This is a genomic window from Streptomyces sp. NPDC055189 (genome assembly GCF_053606765.1).
The window spans coordinates 47,332-74,175 of sequence record NZ_JBSGSG010000018.1 but is presented as its reverse complement, the minus strand read 5'-3'; the positions used below and the strand labels follow the sequence as shown (position 1 = coordinate 74,175).

General features: G+C 69.8%; 18 protein-coding genes and 3 pseudogenes. 6 read left to right on the top strand and 15 right to left on the bottom strand.

The window, feature by feature from the left end:
- Nucleotides 1-15 precede the first annotated feature (15 nt).
- The 3 genes and pseudogenes from ACWFR3_RS16385 to ACWFR3_RS16375 form a co-directional block, all read right to left on the bottom strand.
- Nucleotides 16-576, bottom strand: a complete 561-nt coding sequence (locus ACWFR3_RS16385; RefSeq protein ID WP_453735232.1) for a TetR/AcrR family transcriptional regulator — start codon at nt 574-576, stop codon at nt 16-18.
- 74 nt (nt 577-650) lie between these two features.
- Nucleotides 651-2,047, bottom strand: a pseudogene (locus ACWFR3_RS16380) (amidase).
- The gene (locus ACWFR3_RS16375) at nt 2,034-2,261 is read right to left on the bottom strand and encodes a hypothetical protein (protein WP_453735231.1); all 228 of its coding nucleotides are present in this window, start codon (nt 2,259-2,261) and stop codon (nt 2,034-2,036) included. Before ACWFR3_RS16375 ends, ACWFR3_RS16380 begins: the two are co-directional and overlap by 14 nt.
- Before the next feature lie 172 nt (nt 2,262-2,433).
- On the opposite strand from ACWFR3_RS16375, the gene ACWFR3_RS16370 reads away from it, so the two are divergent.
- Nucleotides 2,434-3,357, top strand: a complete 924-nt coding sequence (locus ACWFR3_RS16370; RefSeq protein ID WP_453735230.1) for an MBL fold metallo-hydrolase — start codon at nt 2,434-2,436, stop codon at nt 3,355-3,357.
- Between the two features lie 326 nt (nt 3,358-3,683).
- Here ACWFR3_RS16370 and ACWFR3_RS16365 read toward each other — a convergent pair whose 3' ends face one another.
- The 9 genes and pseudogenes from ACWFR3_RS16365 to ACWFR3_RS16325 all read right to left on the bottom strand — a co-directional run bounded on the left by ACWFR3_RS16365 (nt 3,684) and on the right by ACWFR3_RS16325 (nt 17,196).
- Nucleotides 3,684-4,205: a GNAT family N-acetyltransferase gene (locus ACWFR3_RS16365; RefSeq protein WP_453735229.1), complete on the bottom strand. Its 522-nt coding sequence runs from the start codon at nt 4,203-4,205 to the stop codon at nt 3,684-3,686.
- 190 nt (nt 4,206-4,395) lie between these two features.
- A pseudogene (locus tag ACWFR3_RS16360) lies at nt 4,396-6,318 on the bottom strand (alpha-amylase family glycosyl hydrolase); the annotation flags it as partial.
- A gap of 238 nt (nt 6,319-6,556) precedes the next feature.
- Nucleotides 6,557-9,262, bottom strand: a complete 2,706-nt coding sequence (pulA, locus tag ACWFR3_RS16355) for a pullulanase-type alpha-1,6-glucosidase (RefSeq protein WP_453735228.1) — start codon at nt 9,260-9,262, stop codon at nt 6,557-6,559.
- Between the two features lie 158 nt (nt 9,263-9,420).
- Nucleotides 9,421-10,818, bottom strand: a pseudogene (locus ACWFR3_RS16350) (alpha-amylase family glycosyl hydrolase); the annotation flags it as partial.
- 425 nt (nt 10,819-11,243) lie between these two features.
- Nucleotides 11,244-12,329, bottom strand: a complete 1,086-nt coding sequence (locus tag ACWFR3_RS16345; protein WP_453735227.1) for a LacI family DNA-binding transcriptional regulator — start codon at nt 12,327-12,329, stop codon at nt 11,244-11,246.
- Entirely contained in the window at nt 12,317-13,966 is a 1,650-nt protein-coding gene (locus tag ACWFR3_RS16340; protein ID WP_453735226.1) for a glycoside hydrolase family 13 protein, read from the bottom strand. The genes ACWFR3_RS16345 and ACWFR3_RS16340 overlap by 13 nt, the downstream gene beginning before the upstream one ends.
- A gap of 48 nt (nt 13,967-14,014) precedes the next feature.
- On the bottom strand, nt 14,015-14,908 hold the full coding sequence (locus ACWFR3_RS16335; protein WP_453735296.1) for a sugar ABC transporter permease: 894 nt from the start codon (nt 14,906-14,908) through the stop codon (nt 14,015-14,017).
- Nucleotides 14,909-14,913: 5 nt separating this feature from the next.
- Entirely contained in the window at nt 14,914-15,924 is a 1,011-nt protein-coding gene (locus tag ACWFR3_RS16330; RefSeq protein WP_453735225.1) for a carbohydrate ABC transporter permease, read from the bottom strand.
- The gene (locus ACWFR3_RS16325; protein ID WP_453735224.1) at nt 15,925-17,196 is read right to left on the bottom strand and encodes an extracellular solute-binding protein; all 1,272 of its coding nucleotides are present in this window, start codon (nt 17,194-17,196) and stop codon (nt 15,925-15,927) included.
- Nucleotides 17,197-17,531: 335 nt separating this feature from the next.
- Here ACWFR3_RS16325 and ACWFR3_RS16320 point away from each other — a divergent pair, with 335 nt between their 5' ends.
- The 3 genes from ACWFR3_RS16320 to ACWFR3_RS16310 are packed head-to-tail and all read left to right on the top strand — an operon-like array spanning nt 17,532 to nt 20,504.
- The gene (locus tag ACWFR3_RS16320; protein ID WP_453735223.1) at nt 17,532-18,566 is read left to right on the top strand and encodes a LacI family DNA-binding transcriptional regulator; all 1,035 of its coding nucleotides are present in this window, start codon (nt 17,532-17,534) and stop codon (nt 18,564-18,566) included.
- A gap of 21 nt (nt 18,567-18,587) precedes the next feature.
- On the top strand, nt 18,588-19,505 hold the full coding sequence (locus ACWFR3_RS16315) for an adenosine kinase (protein ID WP_453735222.1): 918 nt from the start codon (nt 18,588-18,590) through the stop codon (nt 19,503-19,505).
- Nucleotides 19,506-19,550: 45 nt separating this feature from the next.
- Entirely contained in the window at nt 19,551-20,504 is a 954-nt protein-coding gene (locus tag ACWFR3_RS16310) for an aldo/keto reductase (RefSeq protein WP_453735221.1), read from the top strand.
- Between the two features lie 6 nt (nt 20,505-20,510).
- Here ACWFR3_RS16310 and ACWFR3_RS16305 read toward each other — a convergent pair whose 3' ends face one another.
- Nucleotides 20,511-21,614, bottom strand: a complete 1,104-nt coding sequence (locus ACWFR3_RS16305; RefSeq protein ID WP_453735220.1) for a hypothetical protein — start codon at nt 21,612-21,614, stop codon at nt 20,511-20,513.
- A 72-nt stretch (nt 21,615-21,686) separates the two neighbouring features.
- Between ACWFR3_RS16305 and ACWFR3_RS16300 the strand changes: the two genes are divergently transcribed.
- Nucleotides 21,687-22,634, top strand: a complete 948-nt coding sequence (locus ACWFR3_RS16300; RefSeq protein WP_453735219.1) for an aminoglycoside phosphotransferase family protein — start codon at nt 21,687-21,689, stop codon at nt 22,632-22,634.
- Nucleotides 22,635-22,689: 55 nt separating this feature from the next.
- On the opposite strand, the gene ACWFR3_RS16295 is transcribed toward ACWFR3_RS16300, so the two are convergent.
- Nucleotides 22,690-24,192 (bottom strand): alpha/beta hydrolase, encoded by a 1,503-nt coding sequence (locus ACWFR3_RS16295; RefSeq protein ID WP_453735218.1) that lies wholly within the window; start codon nt 24,190-24,192, stop codon nt 22,690-22,692.
- A gap of 211 nt (nt 24,193-24,403) precedes the next feature.
- On the opposite strand from ACWFR3_RS16295, the gene ACWFR3_RS16290 reads away from it, so the two are divergent.
- Entirely contained in the window at nt 24,404-25,471 is a 1,068-nt protein-coding gene (locus ACWFR3_RS16290) for a YncE family protein (protein WP_453735217.1), read from the top strand.
- Nucleotides 25,472-25,534: 63 nt separating this feature from the next.
- Here the strand turns inward: ACWFR3_RS16290 and ACWFR3_RS16285 are convergent, their stop codons facing one another.
- A complete protein-coding gene (locus ACWFR3_RS16285) occupies nt 25,535-26,758 on the bottom strand; it encodes an MFS transporter (RefSeq protein ID WP_453735216.1) in 1,224 nt (407 codons plus the stop codon).
- Nucleotides 26,759-26,844 lie beyond the last annotated feature (86 nt).

Sequence of the window (26,844 nt, the reverse complement as noted above, 5' to 3'; positions counted from 1 at the left end):
CGCGCGCCACCGGATTCAGGAGTCCGTGAGGGCGTGCTCCACGAGTGTGCGCGCGTAGGCGGCGTCCAGCCGGCTGGGGCGGAAGAGGATGCGGTACATCATCGGCGCCACCACCTGGTCGATGACCCGTTCCACGTCGGGGACGGTTTCACCCCGCCCCTCCGCGCGGGCCAGGACGATGCCGATCTGGTCGGCCGCGTAGGCGGAGCACTGCCCGGCGTTGCTGCCGTCCGGGTCCCCGAGGAGAGCGTCCCTGATGTACGCGCGCCCCGGCGGGGAGGCCATCTCGTCCAGGAACTGCTCCGCCCAGGCGTCGAGGTCCGCCCGGAGGCTGCCGAGATCGGCAGGCAGCGCTTCGGGGCGCAGGTGCTCCACGGCGACGTCGGACAAGAGCTCCTGCAAGTCCCCCCACCGGCGGTAGACGGTCGAGGGGGTCACCCCCGCGCGCGCCGCGACGAGAGGAACGGTCAGCGCCTCGCGTCCCAGCTCGGCCTGCAGCTCACGGACTGCCGTGTGGACCGACTCCTGGACACGGGCGCTGCGCCCTCCGGGCCGAACCATGGGCTTGGGACTCATGGCCCCACCATACTCCTTAACGCAAATTCGTTGCTTCTAGGTGGCGGGAGGGGCACCTCTCGGGAGGGGCACCCTCAGGCCGCGATCGGAGCGAGCTGCCCCACTGCCGATCCGGACTGGGCTCCCGCTCCCGTTCCTGCCCCGGCGACCTCGTAGGCGCGCCCGACCCGCAGGACGGTCGCTTCGTCCAGGGGGCGTCCCATCAGCTGCATGCCGATCGGCATGCCCGCGCGATCCTGGCCGACGGGCAGCGTCAGTGCCGGCACGCCCGTGATGTTGGCCGGTGCGGAGAGGCGGACGTAGCTGTCGGAGACGGCCTCCATCGTGCCGTCCGCCCACTCCACGCCGTCCTGACCGGACTTGACCGCCGTCATCGGCACCGCCGGGGCGGCGATCACGTCTACCTGGCCGAGCATCCGCGCCCAGGCGTCGCGCATCATCGTCCTGGCACGTTGGGCCCGGAGGTAGTCACCGGCGGTCACGAACTCGCCCGCCTCCAGCAGGATACGGACGTCCGCGGCGTACAGATCGGGTGTCGAGCGGAGCGTCCCCTCGTGGTACGCGGTTGCTTCGGGGACCATCAGGCCCCACTGGACGGCCTGGATGTAACGCGTCATCGGGATCTCGACCTCGACGAGTTCGGCTCCCAGTTCCCTGAGCTGCCCGATGGCCCGGCGCACGCTTTCCTCGACCTCCGGGCTGATGCGCTCGAAGTAGTAGTTGCGCGGCACGCCCACCCGCAGGCCCGTCAGGTCGCCGGGCTCCGCGGCGACGGCGCCACTTGGTGCGTGCCGGACGCGCCCCTCCAGCGACGCGAGGACGAGTGCGGCGTCCTGCACCGTGCGGGTGACGGGGCCGACGTGGTCCAGGGACCAGGACAGGGACGTCACACCGCGCCGGGAGACCAGGTCGTACGTCGGCTTGAGGCCGACCACGCCGTTCAGCGCCGCGGGGACACGGATCGAACCGCCGGTGTCGGTCCCCAGCGCGAACGTGGCCTCTCCCGCCGCGACGGCGACGGCCGAGCCTCCGCTCGACCCGCCCGCGACCCGGCTGTGGTTCCAGGCGTTGTGCGTCTGAGGGGTGGTCAATCCGTAGGCGAACTCGTGGGTGTGGGTCTTGCCGAGCAGCACCGCACCGGCCGCGGACAGACGCGCGGCGACGGCGCTGTCGCCTTCGGCGACATGGTCCGCCCTGACCCGGGAGCTCGCCGTGGTGGGCATGCCCTCGGCGTCGATCAGCCCATGGGTATTCCGTGCAGCGGGCCGCGCAACCGGCCCTGTGCGATCTCGCGTTCGGCTTCGGCCGCCGCTTTCCGCGCGGAATCGGCGGCGACGGTGACGTAGGCCTGGAGGCGCTCTTCGACCGCGCCGATGCGCTCAAGGACTGAATCGGTCAGTTCGACCGGCGACAGCTCACCCGCGGCCAGTGCGCGGGCGGCGTCGGCGAGCGACAGCTCATACGGCTGCATCGAGGGCCTCCTGTTCCGTCGTGCCTGCCGTGCACGGCGTGTAGGTCATCGCGGGCGGCGTGTCCCGGAAGTCCAGCTCCCGCAGTGTGGCGATGACGGAGTGGATGTGGTTGGCGGTTGCCGCCACCGCCTCGTGACGGTCGTTCTCCAGCGGCAGGCCCGCCCGGAGAGCCCCGCGCGCGGCCTCCTGCGGGGTGAGTTCGGCGGTGTCCATACGTGCCCTCTCGACTCGGCCCATTGCGCCGTGGGGGCGGCGGCCCGCCCTGCAACGCTCAAAAGCTAACGGTTTGCGTTAGCAGGACGATAGGCCCTACGTTCGACTTAACGCAAACCCGTTGCTTTTAGATCGAGCACCTCGATCGACGCACCACTTGGAGGAGCCCCGCATGCCCACCACCACGCACGACGCCGCCAGCACCCCCGAGAGCCCGGCCTGGACCGTCGGAGACCTCACTGTCCGCCGTATCGACGAGGTGCACCTGCCCCCTCAGACGGGCCCCTGGCTGCTGCCCGGAGCCACCCCGCAGGTCGTGGCCCGATCCCCCTGGCTGCAACCCGACTTCGCGGACGGACAACATGTCCTGCGGCTGGCGAGCCACAGCTTCGCGGTCGAGGTCAACGGACTGCGCGTGCTCGTGGACACCGGCATCGGCAACGGCAAACAGCGGGCCAATCCCGCATGGGACAACCTGGACACCGACTACTTGAGCCGCCTGGCGGAGGCCGGCTTCGCGCCCGAGACGGTGGACCTCGTCGTCCTCACCCACCTGCACACCGACCACGTCGGCTGGAACACCCGCGCCCAGGGCGGCAGTTGGGTGCCCACCTTCCCCAACGCCCGCTACCTGACGACCCGCACCGAGTGGGACTACTGGGCCAACACCGACATGGACGAGGCACGCCGCCAGATGTTCCGGGACTCCGTGCACCCCATCAAGGACGCAGGGCTGCTCGACCTCGTCGACGTACCCCTCGATGGGGCCGACATCGCCCCCGGCGTCCGTCTGCTCCCCACTCCGGGCCACACACCGGGCCAGGTGGCGGTGGAACTGAACAGCCGCGGCGAGAGCGCGCTCATCACCGGCGACTGCATCCACCACCCCGTCCAGCTGGTCCGTCCCGACCTGGGCAGCTGCGTGGACATCGACCCCGCAGCCGCGGCCAGGACCCGTCATCAACTCCTCGGCGCCCTCTCCGGCACCCGGACCCTGCTCCTCGGCAGCCACTTCCCGCCGCCCACCGCAGGCCACGTGATCCCTGACGGCGACACCTACCGGCTCGTCCCGGCCGGCCAGGAGCGGGCTTCGTGAGCGTTAAAGAGTTGTCCCGCGGGGGCCGGTCGGTGACGCTGACGCGATGAGCGGAGCGATCTCTTGTGCATGGCGCGACCCCATCACAGACGAGGAGCTGGCCGACCTGGTCCGGTCGCACGGCGGTGCTGCCGTCGCCGGCTGGTGGGACAGAGTCAAGGAACACAGCCTGGGCTGGGTGGGGGCCCGCGACTGCGACGGTGTCCTGGTCGGGTTCGTGAACGTGGCGTGGGACGCGCCACCTGACAGTGGCAGAGGCCCTGAAGGCATCGCCTCCAGGGCCCCCGGGCCATCAACCGGGAATCAGCTGAGCCGGTGGTCAGACCTCATCTCTCGGTGGTGAACCTGGCCACGTTCCCCTCGGTGGACTGCCGGTGGAAGCCCGCCTTCTCAAGGACTCGGACCGAGGAAGGGTTCGACAGTTCCACGCCGGCGGACACCGTGTGGACGTCCGGTGCGGTCAGGGCGAACTCCACCAGGGCCCTGGTGGCCTCGGAGGCGTAGCCACGGCCGCGGCGCGAGGCCACGATGCCGTACCCGATCTCCAGGACGCCCTCGCTGGGCGGCCAGAACAGGCCGATCGAGCCCACCACCGAGCCGCTCTCGCGCTCGACGACCAGACGGTGGCCGTAGGCACCGAGCCAGTCGGGGAACTGCTCGAAGAGGCCCGCGACCACACGGTCGCCTTCGGCGGGGAAGTCGACCGCCCAGTCGGCGGACCTGTCGTCGCCGAGGACCGCGGTGGCCTCGCCCGGGGTCCAGGACCGCAGGACGAGACGCTCGGTGATCACGTCGGCGTGCGCAGGTGCGGGTGCAGATGCGGGTGTGGATGAAGCAGAGGAAGACATGTGTCTCTCCTGGTCGTTCGATGTGACGACCGGATCCGCGCTCGGCTATCGCGCGGCCCGGACGAGGGCATGCTGATGAAGGCCTGCGGCAGCCATATTCATCAACCTCCCGGTCCGGTGACAGCGCGTCCCTCGCGCCTGCGGGACGGTAACAACCGCCCCGCAGGCCGGGCAACACATTTAAGAAGTGCTACTTCAGGTACGGACCGTCCGCGCCGACCTTGCCCGGAGCCGGGGTGCCCGGCAGGTCGAGCACGTAGGCCCGCAGGTTGCCCTTGCCCGGAGCGGCGACGGAGAGCTTGCCGTCGGTCACGGTCTTCTTGTCGCCGGTGACGGCGTCGGTGTAGGTGCCGTTGGGGATGCCGCTGTAGCTCGCCGCACCGGAGACGGTGACGAGGGCGAAGCTGTCGACGGAGCCCGAGGTGTAGCGGCGCTTGTAGGCCATCTGTCCGTTGATGCCCTCGGTCGAGTACTGGCCCGACTGGAGCGCGGGCACGGCCCTGCGGATCCGGTTGAGCCGCTGCACATGCTTGACCAGGGGCTGGTCCAGGGTCTTGGCGACCTCGCCGCTCGCGCTGTCGACCGTGCCGAACTCCGTTGCGGTGACGCTGCCTTCGAGATGGTCGCCGTAGTAGGCGCGTCCCGTGGTGGCCAGCGGGCACTTGGGTCCGCAGTCGATCTGCTTGCCCTTCTGGAACTCGATCTCCGAGCCGTAGTAGAGGGTCGGGATGCCGCGGAAGGTCCACATCAGGGCCATGTTCTCGGCCCAGGCATCGGTGCCGCCCGCATAACGGGTGGAGGACTTGTTCGGTCCGTAGTCGTGGCTGTCGACATACACCGCGTTGTACGTGGCGTCGTTGACGGAGTCGTCGGAGTCCTTGCCGTTGTTGTACGCGTTCGGGGCATCACCGAAGTTCATGTGCATCCGCATGTCGATGATGTTCATGCCGGAGAACTTCGTGCGGTCGGGCGCGTGGTAGGTGTTTCCGTCCAGGAAGGCGTTGTTGCTGGTGGGCTGGTTGCCGGTGCCCTGCGCCTGCTCGTACTGGTACATCTCCAGGGCTGCCGCCGCATCGTCGGCGGCGTACTCCTTGCGCTCCTTCCACGTGTAGAACTGCGCGGAGTGGTTGACCGAGCCGCGGTTCCATTTGTCGTTGACGAAGGCAGCGACCTCGCCGAACACATAGAAGTCGTCGGCCTTGTCCGCGCCGTACTTCGCCACCAGCTTGTCGTGCAGGGCGGGCAGGAAGCGCCGGTTCCAGGTGGTGCGCGGGATGTGCACGGCGGTGTCGACGCGGAAGCCGTCCACGCCCATGTCGATGTACTTGTTGTAGGCGTCGATCAGGTACTGCTGCACGTCGGCGTTCTCGGTGTTGAAGTCCGCCAGGTCGTCGTGGAGCCAGCAACTGCGTGAGTCCTCGCCCTCCCAGTTGCCGATCCAGCACTGGTGGTATTTGTCCTTGGGGAACATGCCCGACGTGGGGCTCGGCCACTGGCAGTTGTAGATCTTCCGGCCGTCCGATCCGGTGCCGGACTGCTTGCCCCAGTCCTTGCAGGTGTTGCCCGCCGGTTCCGCGGTGGACCAGCGATCACCGTTGTAGGGGTTGCCCTGCGCGTCCTCGTCGAGCGGGTCGTACTCCTTGCCCTCGACCTTGTCGTCGTAGTAGTCGCCCCACTCCTCGTCCTGCACGCCGAACGCGGTCGGGGTGAACAGGCCCTTGGCGCCCCAGCGCGAGCTGTGGTTGTAGACGACGTCCTGGTAGATCTTCATGCCCTTGGCGTGCGCCCGGTCGATGAGCTGCTGGTAGGAGACGCCCTCGGACTCCAGGCGCGGGTCGATCTCGTAGAAGTCGTATCCGTGGTAGCCGTGGTAGTCGTAGTCCGACCGGTTCATGACCACCGGCGTGATCCAGATCGCCGAGAAGCCGAGACCCTTGATGTAGTCCAGCTTCTCTGCGAGTCCCTTGAAGTCGCCGCGGGTCATGGGGTCGTCGTTGGCCGCGTTCCCGGACGACGTGTGCTGGTTGCCGCCGCGGTTGTTGGACGTGTCGCCGTCGCTGAAGCGCGCGGTCATCGCGAAGTAGATCGAGTCGGCGCGCGGGTCCCCGCCGAGCATGCTCGCGGACTCGGCCTCGGCGGCCACGCTCCGGGCATCCCCCGCCGCCCTGTCCGCGCCGTCGACACCGGGTAGCAGCGTCAGGAACAGTGCGGCCAGGGCAGCGGCCAGAAGCGCTCTTGGTTTGCGGGCGGCATGCAGATGCGTCATGGATCCTCCTGTACGTAGTGGGGTACGCGGGAGGGCCGACGCGCCATCAGCCCGGGCGGGTCTCAGGGCCGGTCAGGCCCGTCGTTCAGCCTCGCTCGAAGACGGCGACGCTCCGTGCGGGGACGTTGAAGGTGCCTGAACTCCGCTCGTACGAGGACGACTTGACCACCGGGTCGCCGCCCTTCGCCTGGACGGGGTGCAGCCTGTACGCGGTGTCCTTCAGGGCCGCGACGCTCTGCTTCTGTGCCTCCGGGGTCGCGTTGAAGACGACGACCAGGTCCCCGGTCTCCATGGTGATGACGCCGGGGGTCTCGGCCGCGGTGCCCGAAAGCGGGAAGGAGAGCCGGGACTGGACCTTTCCCGCGGTGGCCAGGGAGAACACGGGCTCGCTCGCGCGCAGCTTCACCAGGTCCTGGTAGGCGGCCGAGGTTCCGTTGATCTCCGCGCAGCCGGGGGTCAGCGACGCGGACGCCAGCAGAGGCTTTCCGTAGGCCCACTTGTCCTTGTTGTCGGCGGCCGGGGGCAGACCGCGGCCGAAGCCGTTGCCGTCACGGCAGTTCCAGTGCAGGGCGTTGAACCAGTCGCCGCTGTCGTAGGAGTTGCGGTCAAGGGACTTGGAGCGCAGCAGGTCGCTGCCGGCCTGGGAGAGGGACGGGCCCTGGGCCAGGGTGGCGGTCGCCATGGCGAGCACCTGCATGCGGGAGCGCTCGGCGGCCGTGGTGTCCGCGGGCAGCTTGAAGGCGAGCGCGTCGTAGAGCGCTTCGTTGTCGTGGGCGTCGGCGTAGGAGAGGGCGTCGCCGGGGGCGGCGGCGAATCCGGCCGGTGCGCCGTTGTAGTCGACCTCGGAGCCCTTGACCCGCTTCCCGGCGGAGTCGGTGAACGTGTAGTCGGCGAGGTTGCCGGTCAGGGCCACCTTGATCAGGTCCTGGTAGTGCAGGAGCCGGGCCTTCTGCTCAGCCGGGGTGCCGTTGGCCTTGGACGCGTTGGGGTCGGTGAACAGGCCGCTGGCGAAGCCCTGGACCCCGGGGTCTTCGTCGAAGGGGCCGCCGCCGCGCACCGCGTCGCGGCCTCGGTCGGAGAAGGTGGCGATGCCCGTGCCGGCCATGTTCTTCTGTGTGGCCTGGACGAAGCGCGCGTCATCGGCGATCTCGCCGAAGTTCCAGCCCTCGCCGTAAAGGACGATGTTCTTCCCGTCGACGCCGTCCTTCTTGGGGGTCAGCGCGTCCAGGGCCTTGCGGACGGCGAGGATGTTGGCCTTGGGGTGGTGACCCATCAAGTCGAAGCGGAAGCCGTCGACCTTGTACTCCTTGGCCCAGGTGACCAGGGAGTCGACCACGAGTTTGCCCATCATGGCGTTCTCGGGGGCGGTGTTGGCGCAGCAGGTGGAGGTGGCCACCGTGCCGTCGGCAAGGAGCCGCTGGTAGTAGCCCGGCACGATCTTGTCGAGGACGGACTTGTCGGCCTGGCCGCTGGCGACGGTGTGGTTGTAGACCACGTCCATCACGGTGCGCAGTCCGGAGCCGTTGAGACCCTGGACCATCTTCCGGAACTCGACCGTGCGGCGGGTCCCGGCGGGGTCGCTCGCGTAGCTGCCCTCGGGCACGGTGTAGTGCAGCGGGTCGTAGCCCCAGTTGTAGGCGTCCTTGGCCGCGGTCTTGGTGACGCAGGCCTGCTGTTCTTCGGAGTCCGGTGCGGGTGCCGTCAGGTCGCAGTCGGGCTTGGCCTGGTCGGCGGCGCGCTCCGGGATGGTGCCGATGTCGAAGGCGGGCAGCAGGTGCACGTAGGAGGTGCCGGACCCGGCGAGCTTGCGCAGGTGCTTCATGCCGTCGGAGGCCGTGTCGGTGAAGGCAAGGTACTGGCCGGGGTGCTTGGCCGTGCGGTCCTCGACGGAGAAGTCGCGGATGTGCAGTTCCTGGATCTGCGCGTCGCGCAGCGGTGTCGCCTTCGGCTTCTTCAGCTGCTCCCAGCCCTTGGGCGCGAGCTTCGGGTCGTCGAGGTCGACGGCGAGACTGCGCTCGGAGTCTGCGGTGAGCGCCGTGGAGTAGGGGTCGGTGACCTTGTTGGTGACGACCTTCTGGACGCTGGGCGCCCACACCTTCACGACGTACCGGTACTGCTTGCCCGACCAGCTGCGGTCGCCGCTGACGGACCACACGCCGCTGGCGTCGTCGCGCCGCATCGCGACACGCTTGCCGTCGAGTTCGAGGCTGACGGACTGGGCGGTGGGCGCCCACACGGCCAGGGTGGGACGGCCGCCGCGGAACTGCGGGCCGAGGGCGGCCTTGGTGGCCCTGGCGCCGTAAATGTCGTCGAGTATGCCCTGCGTCTGCACGCCGGTGGCGGCAAGGAGGGTGCCGTCGGCGCTGCTGCGGGCGGCGACGAGCTGGCCGGTGAGGGCGGTGCGGACCTGGTCGCGGTCGCGCGGGTCGACGGTGAAGGCCGCGTAGTCCTTCAGGTGCGGGTACTTCTTGCGCTGGGCGTCGGTGAGGCCGCCCGCCGCCGGGGCGAGGCGGATGCGCCGTCCCTCGCCGGCGAGTTCGCCGTCCTTGACGGTCAGCTGTCCGTCGCGGGCGTACACCAGCTCCTGCGATGCGGCGTCGCCCCGGACGTCCCAGGCGAGGGTGTTCTTGTCGATCCATTGCGCCGCCGACTTGGACAGATCGAGGTCGGCGGGCGCGTCGGCCGCGGCCGGTGCTTGAGGTGCCGCGATGGCCGAGGGCGTCAGGGGTGCGACCGCGGCGAGCAGGGCCAGGGCCGCGGTGACGAGGGTGCGGCGGGGGGAGCCGGTCAAGGGGAGCTTCTCCTTGTGAAGTGCGGAGGTACGAAATCATTCAGCCCCTCCGGCGATGGAGGAGCGGGGTCCGGGGCGGAGCCCCGGGTCGGGTGGGCCGCCCGGCGGCGGGGAAGCGGATGCCGGGCGGCCGGTCAGGCAGGGCGGGTCTGCGCTCAGCAGCTCCTGGCACCCGCGTGCAGCGCGAGCGCGGTGTTCGGGGCGACGGAAGCCGTGAACTGGCCCGAGCCGTTGACGGTGACGCTCCTGCCGCTCTGGACGTCGCAGTAACTGCCCGCGGCCAGGGACGTCTGGAAGGTCCGGTCGACCGTGGAGCCCTCGTGGTTGATGACCACATAGGCCTTGTCGCCGCGGCCGAACGCGATGGCGTCGTTGCCGTTGTCCCACCAGTTGGTCATGGCCGTCCCGCGCGCGGTGTTGCGGAACTTGACCATGCTCCTGATCTCGGGCCAGGCGTGCTGGCACTTCCAGCCGTCGCTGTAGCAGGCGTTCACCTGACCGCCGTTGGGCGGTCCGGCGTCGATGTTGCTGAACTCGTAGCCGGACTGCACGTCCGGGGCGCCGTAGGGCAGGGCCAGCATGAAGACGTGGGCGAGGGTGTAGTTCGCGCCGTCCTTGTAGCTGAGGGTCTGCCCGTGCCGTTCGGTGTCGTGGTTGGCGACGAAGACGGCGGCCGAGTTGCCGGGCAGGTAGCCCCAGCCCTCGCCGTAGTTCTTCAGGTAGGCGAGCTTCTCGTCGTTGAAGACGCGCTTGAGGTCCCAGCCGTAGCGGAACTCCTGGGGGTCGCCGGTGGCGATGTACTCGCTCGGGGAGACCGCTTCACCCGAGCCGTAGATCGTCTCCTGCTTGAAGTAGGCGCCGGGGTTGGTCAGCCGGGACTTGATGTTCTTCAGGTCGTCCACGGGGATGTGCTTGGCCGCGTCGACCCGGAAGCCGTCGACACCCAGGGACAGCAGGTCGTTGAGGTAGGCGGCGATCCTCCCCCGCACGTACTCCTCGCCGGTGTCGAGGTCGGCGAGGCCGCCCAGTTCGCAGTTCTGGACGTTCCAGCGGTCCTGGTAGTTGCTGATGTTCGAGCGGCAGTTGTCCATGTCGAAGCCCGAGTAGGTGCCCGGGTAGTCGTACTTGGTGAACGTGGAGCCGGCCGAGCCGGTGCCGGAGGCGTTGGTCATGTGGTTGATGACCGCGTCGGCGACGACCTTCACCCCGGCCTTGTGGCAGGTGTCGACCATGTTCTTGAACGCGGTCCGGTCGCCGAGCCGGCTGCCTATCTTGTAGCTGACGGGCTGGTAGGCGGTCCACCATGCCTCGCCCTGGATGCGCTCCTGGGGCGGGGAGACCTGGACGTAGCCGTAGCCGTCGGGGCCCAGCTGCTGCGTGCACGCCTTGGCCACCGAGCTGAACTTCCACTCGAAGAGCACGGCGGTGACGTCCTTGGCGCCGGGCGGGGCCGCCTGCGCCTGCGGGGCTCCGGCGACGATGCCGCCCGCGGCGCCCGCCACCAGGGCGAGGGCGGCGGCGACGGGTCTGCGGACTCTGGTCTTTCGGCCAGCCATGTGGGCCTCCTGCACGAGTGAGGTGTGACCTTGAATGGCAACGCGCCGTGCCCGTCAGGTCGTTGAAGGATGTTGCAGAAACATTTCAACGCCGATTTCGGTCGAGACCGTACGACCCCCGGGAACCCCGGTCAACCCTCCGCGCACACTCTCGCGCCAGATGCGGGATCCGGGAGTTCATGCGCCGCAAAACCTTTCGCAAGACATTGCGACGGTGTTACGTTCAACCACAACTCCGGTCCGGACGGCCGGGGGACCCGGACAACGGGCCCCACGCGCCCGGCCGTGCGGACCGGAGCATGGACGGAGAGGCCCCGGAGCCACATCAAGACCCCGCTGCCCCGAACAGGGCCGGCACCGGGCGCCTCTCTCCCCATCCGGCGCCTGCGCGGGCAGTCCCGGCGCGGGGTCCGGACGGGCATGTCTCAGCGCGGCGGCTGCGCCGTGGAACCGCGCACCACAAGCTCCGGCTGGAAGACGAACTCCGTGTGCTGTACGGGGTTTCCGTGCAGCTCCTCGAGGAGCGCGCCCACCGCGGCGCTCGCCATGGCCTGCACCGGCTGGCGCACCGTGGTCAGCGGCGGGTCCGTGAACGCGATCAGGGGCGAGTCGTCGAAGCCGACCACCGAGACGTCGCCGGGCACCGACAGGCCGCGCTCGCGCACCGCCCGTACGGCGCCGAGCGCCATCATGTCGCTGCCGCACACCATCGCCGTACACCCCTGGTCGAGCAGGGCGCTGGCCGCCGCGTGCCCGCCTTCGACCGTGAACAGCGTGCGCTGCACGAGCTGTTCGGCCTCTTCCTGTCCCACGCCGAGCAGCGCGTGCAGCGCCGCGGTGAACCCCTCCGCCTTGCGCAGCGAGGGGACGTAGCGGGTGGGCCCGATGGCCAGACCGATCCGCCGGTGACCCAGGTCGACGAGGTGGCGCACCGCCATCCGCGCCGCCGCACGGTCGTCGGGCGAGACGAAGGACACCGGGATGTGCTCGTTGTAGCCGTTGATCAGGACGAACGGCACACCGCGGGCGTGCAGTTCGAGATAGCGGGCGGGATCGGCCGTGGTGTCGGCATGCAGCCCCGAGAGAAAGACGATGCCGCTGACCCGGCGCTCCTCCAGCTGCTCGACCAGCTCGTCCTCGCTGGCCCCGTCCGGCATCTGGGTGCACAGCATCGGCGTATAACCGTGCCCGGACAGGACCTGCTCGACGACCTGCGCGAAGGCGGGAAAAATCGGGTTGCTGAGCTCGGGGATGACCAGGCCGACCAGACCGGCGCTGTGCCGCTTGATCCGGATCGGCCGTTCGTAGCCGAGGACGTCCAGAGCGGCGAGCACCCGGCGCCGGGTGCCGGTGGCAACACCCGGCTTGCCGTTGAGCACCCGGCTCGCGGTGGCCTCGCTGACACCGGCCTGGGCCGCGATGTCAGCGAGGCGCGGGGCGCCCCGGTCCGGCCGGTCTCCCCCCTCGCCCCGGTCGGCGGACCGCGGCAGGGAAAGGGTCACACCGCCCACCACACGGTGGTGTCGGCGGGCAGCTCGACCTTGCCGTCCACCGTCTCCACCTCGGCGTTGGCAAGCAGCATCCGGCCCGGGACCGGGATGCGCACCGCCGCACCCGTGGTGTTGGCCGTGCACACGAAGCCCTCACGGCCGAAGGCGAGAACCCCCTCGGGAGCCTCCAGCCACTCCAGCGAGTCGCCCGCACCGAGCCCCGGCTGCTCCCGGCGCACGGCGAGTGCGCTGCGGTAGAGCTCCAGGGTCGAGTCGGGGTCTCCGGTCTGGGCCTCGACGCTGAGCCCGCCCCAGCCCTCGGGCTGCGGCAGCCAGCTGCCGCCCGCGCCGAATCCGTGACTGGAGCCCTCGGTGGTCCACGGGATCGGCACCCGGCAGCCGTCGCGGAAGCCGTCCTGACCGCTCGCGCGGTGGAACGAGGGGTCCTGGCGCACCTCGTCGGGCAGGTCGGTGACGTCGGGCAGGCCGAGCTCCTCGCCCTGGTAGACGTACGCGGAGCCGGGCAGCGCCAGCATCAGCAGCGTCGCGGCGCGGGCGCGGCGCAGGCCGAGCTCGCGGTCGCCGGCGGTGCGCAGCTGGGTGCCGAGGCCGGGCGGGTTGGCGAACCGCGTGGCGTGGCGGGTGACGTCGTGGTTGGAGAGCACCCAGGTGGCCGGGGCGCCGACGGGGCGCATCGCGGCCAGCGACACGTCGATGACCTCGCGCAGTTCGGCCGCGTCCCAGTGGGTGCCCAGGTACTGGAAGTTGAAGGCCTGGTGCATCTCGTCCGGGCGGACGTAGGCGGCAGCGCGCTCGACGGTGGGGGTCCATGCCTCGGCGACGAGGATCTTCTCGCCCGCGTACTCGGTGAGGACCTTGCGCCAGCTGCGGTAGATCTCGTGCACACCGTCCTGATCGAAGAACGGCATGACATCGTTGCCCAGGAGCTTGAGCTGGTCGTGCGTGCCGATGTCGGGCAGGCCCTCGGCCTTGACCAGGCCATGGGCGACGTCGACGCGGAAGCCGTCGACGCCCATGTCGAGCCAGAAGCGCAGGATCGAGCGGAACTCGTCGTGGACGGCGGGGTGTTCCCAGTTGAAGTCGGGCTGCTCGGGGGCGAAGAGGTGGAGGTACCACTCGCCGTCCTCGACCCGGGTCCAGGCAGGGCCGCCGAAGACGGACTCCCAGTCGTTGGGCGGCAGTTCGCCGTTCTCGCCCTTGCCGGCCTTGAAGTGGTAGCGCTCGCGCAGGGGTGAGCCGGGGCCCTCGCGCAGGGCGCGCTGGAACCAGTCGTGCCGGTCGGAGGAGTGGTTGGGCACCAGGTCGACGATGATGCGCAGGCCCAGGTCGTGGGCGTCGCGCAGCAGGGCGTCGGCGTCCAGGAGGCTGCCGAACATCGGGTCGATCGCGCGGTAGTCGGCGACGTCGTAGCCGGCGTCGGCCTGCGGCGAGGAGTAGAAGGGGCTGAGCCAGACGGCGTCGACGCCCAGGTCCCTGAGGTAGGGAAGGCGGGCTCGGATGCCGTCCAGGTCACCCATGCCGTCACCGTTGCCGTCGGCGAAGCTGCGCGGGTAGACCTGGTAGATCACCGCGCCACGCCACCAGTCCGTGTGGGTGCCGGAGGCGGGGGCTGCAGGGGCAGCGAGATGCTGGGTCATGTCTTCCCTGAGATCGAGAGGTCGAGTGCGAGGGGGGTATGTGCCGTGTCAGGACTTCGTCGCGCCGGCGGTGAGTCCACCGACGAGGTGGCGCTGGACGAAGCCGAAGATCACCGCTGCGGGCACCGCGACGATCACGGCGGCGGCCGTCAGCGAGCCCCAGTCGCTGGTGTACTGGTTGACGAAGGTCTGCAGGCCGCCCGCCAGGGTGAGGTTCTCCTCGCCGGTCATGAAGGCGGAGGCGTAGGCGACCTCGGCCCAGCCGGTGATGAAGCTGTAGAAGCCGGTGACGGCGAGACCGGGCTTGGCGAGCGGCACGATGAGCCGCCAGAAGGTGCCGAACGGGTTGAGCCCGTCCACGCGCCCCGCTTCGTCGATCTCCACGGGGATGGTGTCGAAGTACCCCTTCATCATCCAGGCGCAGAACGGCACGGCGATCGTCAGATACGTGACGACCAGGCCGATGGGCTGGTTGAGCAGGCCCAGGCTGGCCAGGAGGTTGTACAGCGGCACGATGAGCACCGCGACGGGGAACATCTGGGTGATCAGCAGGAGCCACATCAGCGGCCGCATGCCGGGGAACTTGAAGCGGCTGACGGCATAGCCGGTGGTCGCGGAGATGAAGACGCCGATGACCGTGGTCAGGCCCACGACGAGCAGGGAGTTGGCGAGCCAGCTCAGGAACTCGGTGTCGTTGACGACGTGGTCGTAGTTGCGGAGCGTGAAGTCCTTGACCAGGTCGGTGGAGAACGCCTCGCTCGTCGGCTTGAACGAGGTGACGAGCAGCCACAGCGGCGGGAGGACCGCGGTGGCGGAGGCGACCAGCAGGCCCACGTGGAGGGCGACCGAGGCCAGCGGCCCGCGCTCGCCGCGCTCGCGGACCTTCTTGGGCCGGGTCGGGGACTTCGGCGGACTCTGGGACGAGGTCTTCTCGTCGGTCATGGTGGTCACCACACTTCTCCCTGCTTGCGGAGCGCGCGGCGGTAGACGACCGCGAAGAGCGAAAGGAGCAGCAGAATGACGACGCCCCAGGCCGCGGATCCCGCGAAGTCGCGCGGGCTGACGACGAACGAGAGCCGGTAGGCGTACGTCACCAGGATCTCGGTGGAGTCGCCCGGACCGCCCCGGGTGAGCAGGAAGATCACCGGGAACATGTTGAAGGTCCAGATGCCGCTGATCAGGATCACGGTGCTGCTGACGGAGCGCAGGCCCGGCAGGGTGATGTGCCTGAAGCGCTGCCAGGCGTTCGCGCCGTCCATCTCCGCGGCCTCGTAGAGCTCGCCGGGGATGGACTGGAGTCCGCCGAGCATGGCGACCAGCATGAAGGGGACGCCCAGCCAGACGTTGACCGTGATGACCGAGAACTTGGCCCAGGTGGGGTCGTTGAGCCACGGGATCGCGTCGATGCCGCCGCCGGCGAGGATCTTGTTGAGGATGCCGTTCTTCTCGTTGAACAGCAGGCGCCAGGTGAACACGGAGACGAAGGCCGGTACCGCCCAGGGCAGGATCAGCGCCATCCGGTAGAGGGAGCGCCCCGCCAGCTTGCGGTTGAGCATGTTCGCCAGGACCAGGCCGAGCGTGAAGGAGATCGCGACACAGGAGACGGTCCAGATGATCGTCCAGGTGAGCCGGTCCCAGAAGACGGTGTCGGAGAAGATCGCGGTGTAGTTGTCCAGGCCGACGGACTCGTAGGTCGCCGGGATGTGGTTGACACCGATGGTGCGCTCGACGTTCGCCTCGTTGGCGTCGGTCGTCGACAGGTACAGGCCCCGCACCAGCGGGTAGCCGATGATCACGCCGATCACGGCCACCACGGGGGCGACCATGCTCCAGGCGTACCAGTGGGTGGACAGCGACCTGCGCAGCCGTCCGGGGGTCTTGCCGGTCCGCGGGCCGCGGCCGCGGACGCTGTGGGCGTCCGCGGCCTTGGCCAGAGACTGGCTGCTGTCAACAGCCATTTACTTGTAGTCCTTCAGCAGCTTGCGGTAGGCGTCGCCGACACCCTTCGCCCCGTTGTCGGGCGAGGTCTTGCCGCTGAGCACCTTGCCCATCTGCAGCCGGATCGGCTCGAACAGGGCGTTGGCCTCGGGGATCCAGGGCCGCTCCACGGACTTGTCCACGGCCGGCTTGAAGAACTGCACCATCTGGTTGTCCTTGACGGACTGCACGTCGTAGACGGAGGTGCGGGTGGGCAGCAGGCTCAGCTTCTCGGTGGTCTGCTGCTGCACCTTGGCCGAGCTCATGTACTTGATGAACTCGTAGCTCGCGTCGAGGTTCTTGGAGCCCGCGTAGGCCGCGAGGTTCCAGCCGCCCTGCGGGGAGGCCTGCCGGTCGCTGCCGCCGGGGACCGGGGCGATGCCGAGGTTGCCCTTGTCGCCCTTGAACTCCTTGCCCTGCAGGGCGCCTTCGATCGACCAGGGGCCGTCGAGAGCCATCGCGACGTCGCCGTCCTTGAAGGCGTTCAGCTGGTTGTTGTAGCCGTCGCTGGCGTCGGTGGTGGCCGCCTTGGAGTCGACCAGGTCCTTCATGACCTTGAAGGCCGCGGCGCCCTGGGGGTCGTCGACGGTGACCTTCTTGCTCTTGGTGTCGAGGAGGTCGCCGCCCTCGCCGTAGAGGTAGGGGAGGTAGTAGTACGGATCGTCGCCGCGCAGGTAGAGGCCGGTCTTGCCGGACTTCGACTTGATCTTCTTCGCGGCGCTCTTCACCTCGTCGAAGGTCTTGGGCGCCTCGACGCCGGCCTCCTTGAGCATCTTCTTGTTGTAGAAGAGCGCCAGGGTGTCGATGGTCTGCGGGGCGGCGTAGGTCTTGCCCTTGAACTTCGTGCTTGCCGCGGCCTGCGGGAGGTAGTCGTCCGCCTTGTCGAGCGCGGCGGTGCCCTCCAGCGGGGCGAGGTAGCCCAGGTTGGCGAAGTCCGCGACCCAGGCGACCTCGGTGCGCATCACGTCGGGGGCGCCGGAGTTGCCGCCCGCGGCGTTCTTGAACTTGGCGTTGGCCTCGCCGAACGCGACGCTCACGTAGTTGACCTTGACGTCGGGGTGGAGCTTCTCGAAGCCCTTGGCGAGCTTCTCGTAGGTCCCCTTCTCCGCGTCGTTCGAGGTGTCCCAGAAGGTGACGGTGCCGGACAGCTTGCCCGAGCTGTTCTTGCCGCTGTCACCGTCATCGCCACCGCACGCTGCCGCTGTCAAAACCAGGGCCCCGACCATTGCGGTGGCCGCTATGCCACGCCGCATGTGCACTCCTTCAACTGATCCCGGAACAGGGGGAGGCGAAGCCCCCGACAGAGCTGCCTCCTGCGAGCCGCACCGACGCGGCACCGGGTTGCCAGGGAACGTAACAGGATTGAAAAGCGCCCGAAAGACCTTGCGAGATATTTCTGCAAGGTCTGCTGATCGTTACCGCCGTGTGTCCTTACGGTTGCCCTTGCTGCGCTTGACAGGCCCCTGATGTGGGGGGCGCGCTCCCCTGCCCTCGCCCGCAGCCCTCGCAAGAAGCTTGCAGAACCGGCTCTTTCTGCAAGCTTTCGCAACCGGTGTGCAATCCGGCAGATCACCGGTACAGTCCCTGCATGACCGCACGGCTCGTCGACATCGCAGCGCAGGCGGGGGTGAGCGAAGCCACCGTCAGCCGTGTGCTCAACGGCAAGCCAGGCGTCGCCGCGGCCACCCGCGAATCCGTCCTCGCCGCCCTGGACATGCTCGGCTTCGAACGACCCACGCGACTGCGCCAGCGCAGCAGCGCAGGGCTGATCGGCCTGATCACGCCCGAGCTGGACAACCCGATCTTCCCCGCCCTCGCCCAGGTCATCGCCCAGGCCCTGACGCGCCAGGGCTACACCCCGGTCCTGGCCACCCAGACGCCCGGCGGCTCCACCGAGGACGAGCTCACCGAGATGCTGGTGGACCGCGGCGTCTCCGGGATCATCTTCGTCTCAGGGCTGCACGCCGACACCACCGCCGACATGGAGCGCTACGAAGTGCTGCGCGGCAAGGGCGTGCCCTTCGTCCTGGTCAACGGCTTCTCCCCGAAGGTGCAGGCCCCCTTCGTCTCCACCGACGACCGGGCAGCGGCCCGCCTCGCCGTCACGCACCTGGCCTCCCTCGGCCACACCCGCATCGGGCTCGCGGTCGGTCCCAAGCGCTTCGTGCCCGTGCTGCGCAAGATCGAGGGCTTCCAGCTCGGCATGCGCGAGCGCCTGGGGATGTCGCCCGCGGACTCCGAGCAGCTCATCGAGCACTCCCTCTACACCCTGGAGGGCGGCCAGGCCGCTGCGGGCACGCTGATCGGCCGGGGCTGCACCGCGATCGTGTGCGCCAGCGACATGATGGCGCTCGGCGCCGTCCGGGCCGCCCGTGAAAGGGACTTGCAGGTCCCGCGGGACATCTCCGTGGTCGGCTACGACGACTCCCCGCTCATCGCTTTCACCGATCCCCCGCTGACCACCATCCGCCAGCCGGTCCAGGCGATGGGCCAGGCCTCGGTCCGCACCCTCCTCGAGGAGATCGGCGGAACCCCGGCCCCGCACAGCGAATTCCTCTTCATGCCGGAACTGGTGGTCCGCGACTCGACCGCCTCCGGCCGCCCGGAGCAGCGTTCGGCCTGACCCGGAGCCCGAGGAGTGTCTGTGCCCACTGCCGGAACCGAAATCGACGTCCTGGTGCTCGGCGGGGCGGGCGTGGACTCGATCGTGTACGTCCCCGAGCTTCCGCTCCCCTACGCCGACAGCTACATGGTGCCCGGCATCGACATGCGCGCCGGGCAGACCGGTGACTTCGTGGCGATGGGCGTACAGGCCCTGGGTCTGCGCACCCATCACATCGACCTGATCGGCGACGACCACGAGGGCGACCTGGTCCGCGCGCTGCACCGCGAGCGGGGCATCCCCTTCACCGAAGTGCCCCAGCGCGGCGGCACCAAGCGCGCGGTGAACCTCGTCGGCCCCGACGGGCGGCGCCTCTCGCTGTACGACAACAGCCGTTCCCTGGAAGCCGACCGGCTGCCCACGGCGACGGTGGAGGCGCTCGCCGAGGTGAGCCGCCACGCCCATGTCTCGATCACCTATCCCTGCGCCTTCGCCCTGCCCGCACTCCGCGCGAAGGGGGTGACCGTCTCGACCGACCTGCACAACTGGGACGGCGTCGAGACCTACCACGAGGCCTTCGCCTACGAAGCCGACCTCGTCTTCCTCTCGACCACCGCCCTCAAGGACCCGGAGAGGACCATGCGGCAGATCGCCGCGCGAGGGCGGGCCCGCGCGGTCATCGCGACGGCCGGAGCCGAGGGGGCCCACCTCCTCGTCGGGGACGAACTGTCCCACGTGCCGACCGTCACGCCCCCCGCACCGGTGGTGGACTCCAACGGCGCCGGTGACGCCTTCGCCTCCGGCTATCTCTTCGGCCTGCTGACCGGCGAGTCCCCCCTGGTGTGCGCCCGCTACGGCGCGATCGCCGGCGCGTACGCCTGCACCGTCCCCTCCACCCGCACGGACGTCATCACCAGGGACCGACTCCTCGCCATGGCCGCCGCACCGCCGCGGGACTGAGCGAGGATGGCGGGGTTCAGCACGGCCGGACACGGAGGAGAAGACATGGCATCGCACACCGGCGCACATGAGGTAAGCACCAGCCGTGTGCTGTACGGATGCATGGGGCTGGGCGGCTCCTGGGACACCTCTCCCTACACCGTCACAGACATCACGGCCGCCGAAGCGGCCGTGGAAGCAGCCCTGGAAGCCGGCATCACGGTGTTCGACCACGCCGACATCTACCGCCACGGCAAGGCCGAAGCGGTCTTCGGCGAAGTCCTCGCCAGGACACCGGACTTGCGCGGGCGCATCGTCCTGCAGACCAAGTGCGGCATCCGCCTGGCCGACGGCGACCGGCCCGGTCTCTACGACCTGCGCGGGCCCGGCATCGTCCAGCGCGTCGAGGAGAGCCTCACCCGGCTGCGCACCGACGTGATCGACGTACTGCTCCTGCACCGGCCCGATCCGCTGACAGGCCCCGAGGAGATCGCGAAGGCTCTGGCATCGCTGCACGGACAGGGCCTGGTCCGGCGGTTCGGCGTGTCGAACATGAGTGCCGCGCAGATCGCGCACCTGCAGGCGCACCTCGACGTACCGCTGGTCGCCAACCAGCTGGAGATGAGCCTGGAGCGCCGCGACTGGGTGGAAGCCGGCGTCCTGGTGAACACACCGGCCGCGGCCGAGACCGGCTTCCCGCACGGCACCCTCGAATACTGCACCGCCCGGGGCATCCAGCTGCAGGCCTGGGGATCACTCGCCCGTGGCCGCTACACCGACGGCGGCGACTCACCGACCGCGCGCCTCGTCACCGACCTGGCCACCCGCAAGCAGACGACACCGGAAACCATCCTGCTCTGGTGGCTCCAACGACACCCGGCCCGGATCGCCCCGGTCATCGGCACCAGCCGCCCCGACCGCATCGCCGCCTGCCGCGACGCCGCACACCGCGAGCCCGAGCTGACCCACGAGGAGTGGTACGACCTGTGGACCACGGCCCGCGGCGGCCCGCTGCCCTAGGCGCTCCTACAGCCGCCGGACGATCTGCGCCGCCACCCGCTCGACCGGCGTACGGCTGTAGACGTGCACCAGGGCGAGATGGAAGAGCGCCGGGGCGAGCGGAGCCCATCGGTGGATACGGTCGGCGCGCAGTACGTACTTGATCACGGTCGCGGGACGGAACGGCACGTAGTCGATGGTCTGGTGCTCCCACCGGTCCGCCACTCCCCTGCTCATGCGCGCCTGCAGGCCCTCGCGGGTCAGCTCCTTCAGCCGGGCGTAGTAGTGGGCGCTCCAGTGGCGCTTGTCGATGTCCAGGACGAAGGCGAGAAGTTCGAGGGAGTACTCGTGCGGTTCGATGGACAGTTCTTCGCGCATGCCGCGCCGGGCCACCGCGTGCAGGTCCGGGGCGCTCCTGCCGGATGAGTCGATGTGCCGGGACATGCCCTCGTTGACGGAGGAGTTCCACACTCCCGGCGCCATCCGGACCCGGTCGCTGCGCCGGCTGACGACCAGCATGTCGTCGGCGGTCACCACCGCGACGTTGACCGCGAAACTGCACTGCAGGAACGCCGGGGACCGCAGCGGATCGTCCGGGTCGAGATGGCGGGAGCGGGGTGTCGACCCGTCGGCCAGCCGGCGGTCCAGTTGCTGTGCGGCCAGGAAGGTGTAGTAGTCCGTCGGGCGCAGCCGCAGGTGGACTTCCGGCTGCTCGTCGAGCGCGGTCCGTGAGACGTCGAAGGACTCGACGGCATAGCGAGGACCGTTCCACAGCGGTGTGCGGCCTTCGGCCCGTAACCGCTCGCTCTGCTCCTCGATCTCGGCCCGCCAGGCGAGCATGTCGGACGGCAACTCGATCTCCTCGTCGAGCACCTGGATGTAGACGGCTTCGGCGGGGACTGATGTCTCGCCGTCCCCTTCCACGATGAGCGCCGAGGTGTGCAGCGGCCCCAGGGAGAAGGTCCGCCAGGCGGGGCTGGACTCCTCCCGCCGGCGCAGGGTGCGTACCGCGCGCGTGGAGCGTGTGCGCAGCCGGTACAGGCCGTTCTGCAACGGCTGCTGGAACAGCACCGCGAACAGCATCCCCAGTACGGCGCCGACGACTCCGTTGGCCACATCTATCCCGCCCATGTAAGCCAGCGTAGAGGGGTGTTGATCACGCCGGGTGCCATCTGCTCTCTCCCCGGCGTCATAATCGACGCCGTGACCAAGCCGCCCGTCGAAGTGCAGCCCCTCGTACGTCAGAAGGCCCGGAGTCTTGGTGTCCTCGGGGAGCGGTGGCTTGCGGGGGTTTCCGGGCTTGTCGGGGATCTGGAGCGGCGGTGGTCCATTGATGTCGGGCCGCCTTTGTCCGGCGGGAGTTCCTCCTATGTGGCGCGGGCGCGGACCCGTGACGGTCGGGACGCGGTGCTCAAACTCTCGCTCCCTTCAGCGGACTTCGCGGGTCAGGTGCAAACCCTTCGACTGGCGGAGGGCCAGGGCTACGCGCGACTGCTTGCCTGCGATGTCGAGCGGCACGCCATGCTCCAGGAAGCCCTCGGGCCGTCCCTGGACCGGCTCGGTCTCGCGCCGCGCCAGCAGATCGAGACGCTGTGCGCCATGCTCCGGAGTGCCTGGCGGGTGCCGCGTGCTCCGGGGCTGACCGTCGATCCGGTGCAGGAGAAGGCCCGTGCCCTGGGTGAGATGGTCGGGGGGTTGTGGGAGAGCCTCGATCGGCCCTGCTCGGAGCGGGTCGTCAGTCAAGCGCTGGCGTTCGCCGAGCGTCGCGCCGCCGCGTTCGACCCCGGGCGTTGCGTCGTCGTGCACGGCGACCCCCATCCCGGCAACGCGCTGCAAGTCACCACACCGCGGGCCGGGGCCGAGGCGGGCTTCGTCTTCGTGGATCCCGACGGGTTCCTCTCCGATCCCGCGTACGACCTGGGTGTCGTACTCCGTGACTGGTGCGCGGAGTTGAGGGGCAGGGACGCAGTCGCGGCCCGCGGGCTCATCCGCGCGTACTGCGCGCTGCTCGCGGATCGGACCGGGGTGGATCAGCGGGCGATCTGGGAGTGGGGCTTCCTCGAGCGGGTGTCCACCGGGCTCTATGTGCTCGGCTTCGGCGCGGAGAGGCTGGGGCGGCCGTTTCTCGACAGTGCGGAGTTGCTGGTCTGAAGGGGCGGCGATGTGCGACGGCCGGACGGCCACGCGCCCCGCTCGGTGTCCCGGATCAGCCGCAGTACGTGTCCCGCCCGGGCCTCTCGCCCGTCGCCAGGTAGTGGGAGACGGTCCGGTCGCCGCACGCGTTGCCGTTGGCGAGGTAGGCGTCGTGGCCGGTCGAGTTCACCGTCACCATCGTGGCCCGCTTGCCCAGGGCCGCGCGGAGTTTGCGGGCTCCGGCGAGAGGGGTGGCCGGGTCGCGCTCGTTCTGGACGAGGAGGATGTTGGACGGGCCGTCGTCGGTGATCCGTACGGGCGCCTCCTTGGGCCGGAACGGCCAGGCGGCACACAGCATCGCGTTCCTCGGCATGCCCGCGGTCAGGGGGTACTTGGTGCGGCTCTCGGTGACCGCCTTCTCGTACGCGTCCGTCGACTCGGGCCATGCGATGTCGTTGCAGAGGGCCGCGGAGCCCACCGCGACGGCGTTCTGCAGCGCCGGCTCCGGGGGTGCCTGCGGCGCGGGCGGGACCGTGCCCTGCCGCGCGGCCTGGATCAGCTTCGCCAGGCCGGGGAAGCCGTCGGGGTCGTGGAGCGTGTTCAGGAGGGTCTGGCGCAGGACGTTGCCGTTCAGTTCCTCCGGGTTTGCGCCGGGCCACGGGATCGGCTCGCGGTCGAGCCCGGCGGCGAGTTCGAGGAACAGGGGGCGCACCTCTGCGGCCGTCTTGGCCAGGCGGTCCGGATTGCCGGGCTCGGAGGCCCACTTGGCGAATTCCGGGAAGGTGTCCTCGACTCCCTGCTCGTGTCCGGCGATCCAGGCGCGCGAGACCCGTGTGGGGTCGGGGTCGTCGTTGCTGTCCAGGACGACACGGTCGGTACGGTGCGGGAACAGCTGGCTGTAGACCGCGCCGACGTACGTTCCGTAGGAGACACCCCACGCCGAGATCTTCCGCTCGCCGAGAGCCGCCCGGATGCGGTCGAGGTCGCGTGCCTGGTTGGCGGTGTTGATGTGGCGGATGAGCTCGCCGCCGTTGCGTGCGCACGCGTCCGACGTCCGCTGTGCGGTGGCCATGTTCCCCGTGATGGAACCGTCGGCGGCCGGCCAGGGGCGCAGTGCGGACGTGGCGAGGTCGGCGTGTTCGAAGCCGCAGCTGACCGGCGACGAGCGGCCGAGGCCACGGGGGTCGAAGCCGATCAGATCGTAGGCGTCGCGGACCGCTTGCGGCAGCTTCTGGCCCTTGCCCGAGGGGTTGTTGATGCCGGAGCCGCCGGGTCCGCCGGGGATCAGGAGCAGGGCGCCGCGGCGCGCCCCGGGGTTCTCGCCGGGGATGCGGGAGACGGCGATGCCGATCTGCTTGCCCCGAGGGTCGGCGTAGTCCATCGGGACCTCGACGGTCGCGCACTCCTGGCGGGGGTCGAGGCCGCTGCCCTCGCATGGTTTCCAGTCGAGGGGTTCGGCGGTCGCAGCAGCGTCGGGGGCGGCGGGAGTCGAGGCCGTGGCGGCCACCGGTGCGGTGAGGCTGAGGACGGCCGCGGAGGCGGCGAGCAGGGCTGCGTTGCGCTTGGTCTTCGTCATGGACAGGAGCTTCGCCGATCTTCTCCGGCGGCCACATCCGGCCAACTGGCCTTTGGGAGAGGGGGTTTGCCCCCTCCTTCCCCCTAGGGGTCATAGAGTCGGATGTGGCGGGCGCCACACAATTAAAGGTGTGAGACTTAGGTTAGGCTAAGCTAAGTTAGCGAGTGATCGCCTCTCCTGGAGGCGCCTCAGTCAAGGAGATTGACGCAGCATGACCTCACTCACCTGCCGCATCCGCCGTACCGCCGCAGTTGCCGTGGCCCTCGCCGCGGGCAGTGCGCTGGCCCTGACCGGAACCGCGTCCGCGCAGCCCGGCCAGAGCACCGGCAAAGGCTCCGGCTCGACCGTCGAGTCCGCGCCGCTCGTGAAGGGGCTCTACCAGTCCGCGTACTCCGAGCGGAACAACGTGCTGTGGGCCACCTCCGCGGTGGGCCGGCCCCCGGTCACCACCTCCAGCCTGCTGAAGGTCGACCCGCGCACGCTGAAGGTGAAGGCCAGTTACACGCCTCCAGTCACCAACGCCGAGACCGGCGCCGTCGAGGCCGTCTACGGAGTCGCCGTCGACGACGAACACAACACCGTCTGGACGACGAACACCCGCGACAACTCCGTCGCCGTCTACGACCAGCGCACCGGCAAGCACCTGGTCTCGCTGCCCGGCGTGAACCACGCCCGTGAGATCGTCGTGGACGCCAAGCACAACACGGCGTGGGCCAGCAGCTTCGGCGACGGCACCGTGGTCGCCTTCGACACCCGCACCCTCAAGGAGAAGAAGCGCGTCACGGTCGAGGGGTCGAGCCCGACCGGCCTCGCCGTGAACGCACGGACCGGCGCCGCCTACGCCGCCGACCTCAACGGCGACCGCATCATCGAGATCACCCGCAAAAGCGAGAGCCCTCGCCTGATCCCCACCGGTGACGGCCCCATCTCCATCGCGCTCTCCAAGGACGGCCGCACCGCGTACACCGCCGACCAGGCCGCCGGCGGCCTCTCGGTCGTCGACCTCAAAGAGGGCACCGTGACCAAGTCCGTGCCGACCGGCGCGGGCGCCCTGTCCGTCGCCGCCGACCGGCGTACGGGCAGCGTCCTGGTCGCCAACCGGACGCCCGGCACCGTCACGGTCGTCGACCCAGCCAAGGGCGCCGTCGTCGAGACCCTGGCCACCGGCGCCAACCCCAACCATGTCCAGGTGAAGGACGGCACGGCGTACGTGGTCGACAAGTCCGGCACCGGCCCCGAGGGCCAGGACCAGGCGCACCGCATCCGCATCGGCCGCTGACCGCTGACCGCTGACCGCTAAGGACACCTGAAAACACCTGAGGCCACCTGAGGCCGCAGGCACTCAACGCCTCCCCGCGTATCGCCCGCCACGCAACCGTGGCGGGCGATACGTCGTCGCGGGCCGCAGCCGCCCCCGCACGAGACGGCTCTGCGCCGCGACCGTCACGATCACGCCCGCGCCGAGCAGCGGCCACGCGAAGGCGCCCGCGGTGATGACGGCCGTGACCAGGAGCGGCCCCCCGCTGCGCTGAGCGGACGAGGACAGGCCGTGCACGCCGAGGTAGGCGCCCTGGGCGTCGTCGGGGGCCAGCGCGATGGAGAGTTCCCAGGACGCGATGGCATGCAGGATCTCCGCGAAGGTGAAGGCGATCGCCGCGACCACCAGGGCGGTGACGGCCAGCCAGGTGCCGCCGGCCACCGAGGCGGTCATGGCGGCGCAGCCGACGACGAAGCAGGCGGCGAGGGGGACGAGGAGCCTGCGGGCGCCGTCCGGTGTGCTGCCGAAGCGGGACAGCGGGACCTGGCAGCAGACGACGAGCACGCAGTTGAGGACCATGAGCAGCGGCGCGAGGCCGTGCGGGGCGTCGGTCGCGTGGACGATCCACAGGGGGATGCCGACCTGGAGGACCGCGTCGTCGAGGAAGAGCGCCGCCTCGGTGGCGGTGAACAGCAGGTAGGGCCGGTCGCGCCACGGGTTGGAGGGCTGCGCCGGGAGGGCGGCGGCCGTGGAGTCGGTGACCACCCGGGAGGGAGAGGGCGGTTCCGAACAGCGCAGGGTGAGGATCGAGGCGACGAGGAAGCTGACCGCGTTGCCGACGAGCAGCGACTGGTAGGCGTAAGTGCTGCCGACGGCGAGGGCGAGCGCGCCGGCCAGGCCGCCGATGGCCCAGCCCGCATTGGAGACGGAGCGCTGCACGGCCTGGTACTTGGTGCGGTCCGGGCCCGCGATGCGGGCGGCGTACAGCTTGGTGAGGACGTTGGCGCCGCGATCGCCGAGGCTGTTGACGGCCGAGTAGAGCAGGAGCAGGGAGAAGTTGTCCGTCGTGAGCAGCGCCAACAGGGCGATGGCCTGCAGGAGTTGGGAGCCGATGATGACGCGGGTGACGGGGAACCGGTCGGCGAGATGGCCCGCGAGCGGCGCGCCCGCGATACCGACGGCCCCCGAGACACCCATGAGGATGCCGACCTCGGCGACGGAGAGTCCGGTGACCAGGGTGAAGTAGAGGGCCGCCGCCCCCATCCACAGTCCGGTGCCCACCTTGTTGATCAGGGCGATCCAGAGCATGCGCCGGCCGTCGAGGCCCCCTGGTATCCGTGCGTACAGTGCGGTCCGCCTGCGACTGAGGCTCACCACTCCCCCTTGCTCCGTGA

What these genes read in the sequence shown, in the direction of transcription:
- ACWFR3_RS16290 (WP_453735217.1), top strand. Translation starts at nt 24,404, where the DNA reads ATGACCTCACTCACCTGCCGCATCCGCCGTACCGCCGCAGTTGCCGTG.
- ACWFR3_RS16335 (WP_453735296.1), bottom strand. Translation starts at nt 14,908, where the DNA reads ATGACCGACGAGAAGACCTCGTCCCAGAGTCCGCCGAAGTCCCCGACC.
- ACWFR3_RS16305 (WP_453735220.1), bottom strand. Translation starts at nt 21,614, where the DNA reads ATGGGCGGGATAGATGTGGCCAACGGAGTCGTCGGCGCCGTACTGGGG.
- ACWFR3_RS16340 (WP_453735226.1), bottom strand. Translation starts at nt 13,966, where the DNA reads ATGACCCAGCATCTCGCTGCCCCTGCAGCCCCCGCCTCCGGCACCCAC.
- ACWFR3_RS16365 (WP_453735229.1), bottom strand. Translation starts at nt 4,205, where the DNA reads ATGTCTTCCTCTGCTTCATCCACACCCGCATCTGCACCCGCACCTGCG.
- ACWFR3_RS16320 (WP_453735223.1), top strand. Translation starts at nt 17,532, where the DNA reads ATGACCGCACGGCTCGTCGACATCGCAGCGCAGGCGGGGGTGAGCGAA.
- ACWFR3_RS16370 (WP_453735230.1), top strand. Translation starts at nt 2,434, where the DNA reads ATGCCCACCACCACGCACGACGCCGCCAGCACCCCCGAGAGCCCGGCC.
- ACWFR3_RS16375 (WP_453735231.1), bottom strand. Translation starts at nt 2,261, where the DNA reads ATGGACACCGCCGAACTCACCCCGCAGGAGGCCGCGCGCGGGGCTCTC.
- ACWFR3_RS16325 (WP_453735224.1), bottom strand. Translation starts at nt 17,196, where the DNA reads ATGCGGCGTGGCATAGCGGCCACCGCAATGGTCGGGGCCCTGGTTTTG.
- ACWFR3_RS16285 (WP_453735216.1), bottom strand. Translation starts at nt 26,758, where the DNA reads ATGCTCTGGATCGCCCTGATCAACAAGGTGGGCACCGGACTGTGGATG.
- ACWFR3_RS16310 (WP_453735221.1), top strand. Translation starts at nt 19,551, where the DNA reads ATGGCATCGCACACCGGCGCACATGAGGTAAGCACCAGCCGTGTGCTG.
- ACWFR3_RS16385 (WP_453735232.1), bottom strand. Translation starts at nt 576, where the DNA reads ATGAGTCCCAAGCCCATGGTTCGGCCCGGAGGGCGCAGCGCCCGTGTC.
- ACWFR3_RS16295 (WP_453735218.1), bottom strand. Translation starts at nt 24,192, where the DNA reads ATGACGAAGACCAAGCGCAACGCAGCCCTGCTCGCCGCCTCCGCGGCC.
- ACWFR3_RS16330 (WP_453735225.1), bottom strand. Translation starts at nt 15,924, where the DNA reads ATGGCTGTTGACAGCAGCCAGTCTCTGGCCAAGGCCGCGGACGCCCAC.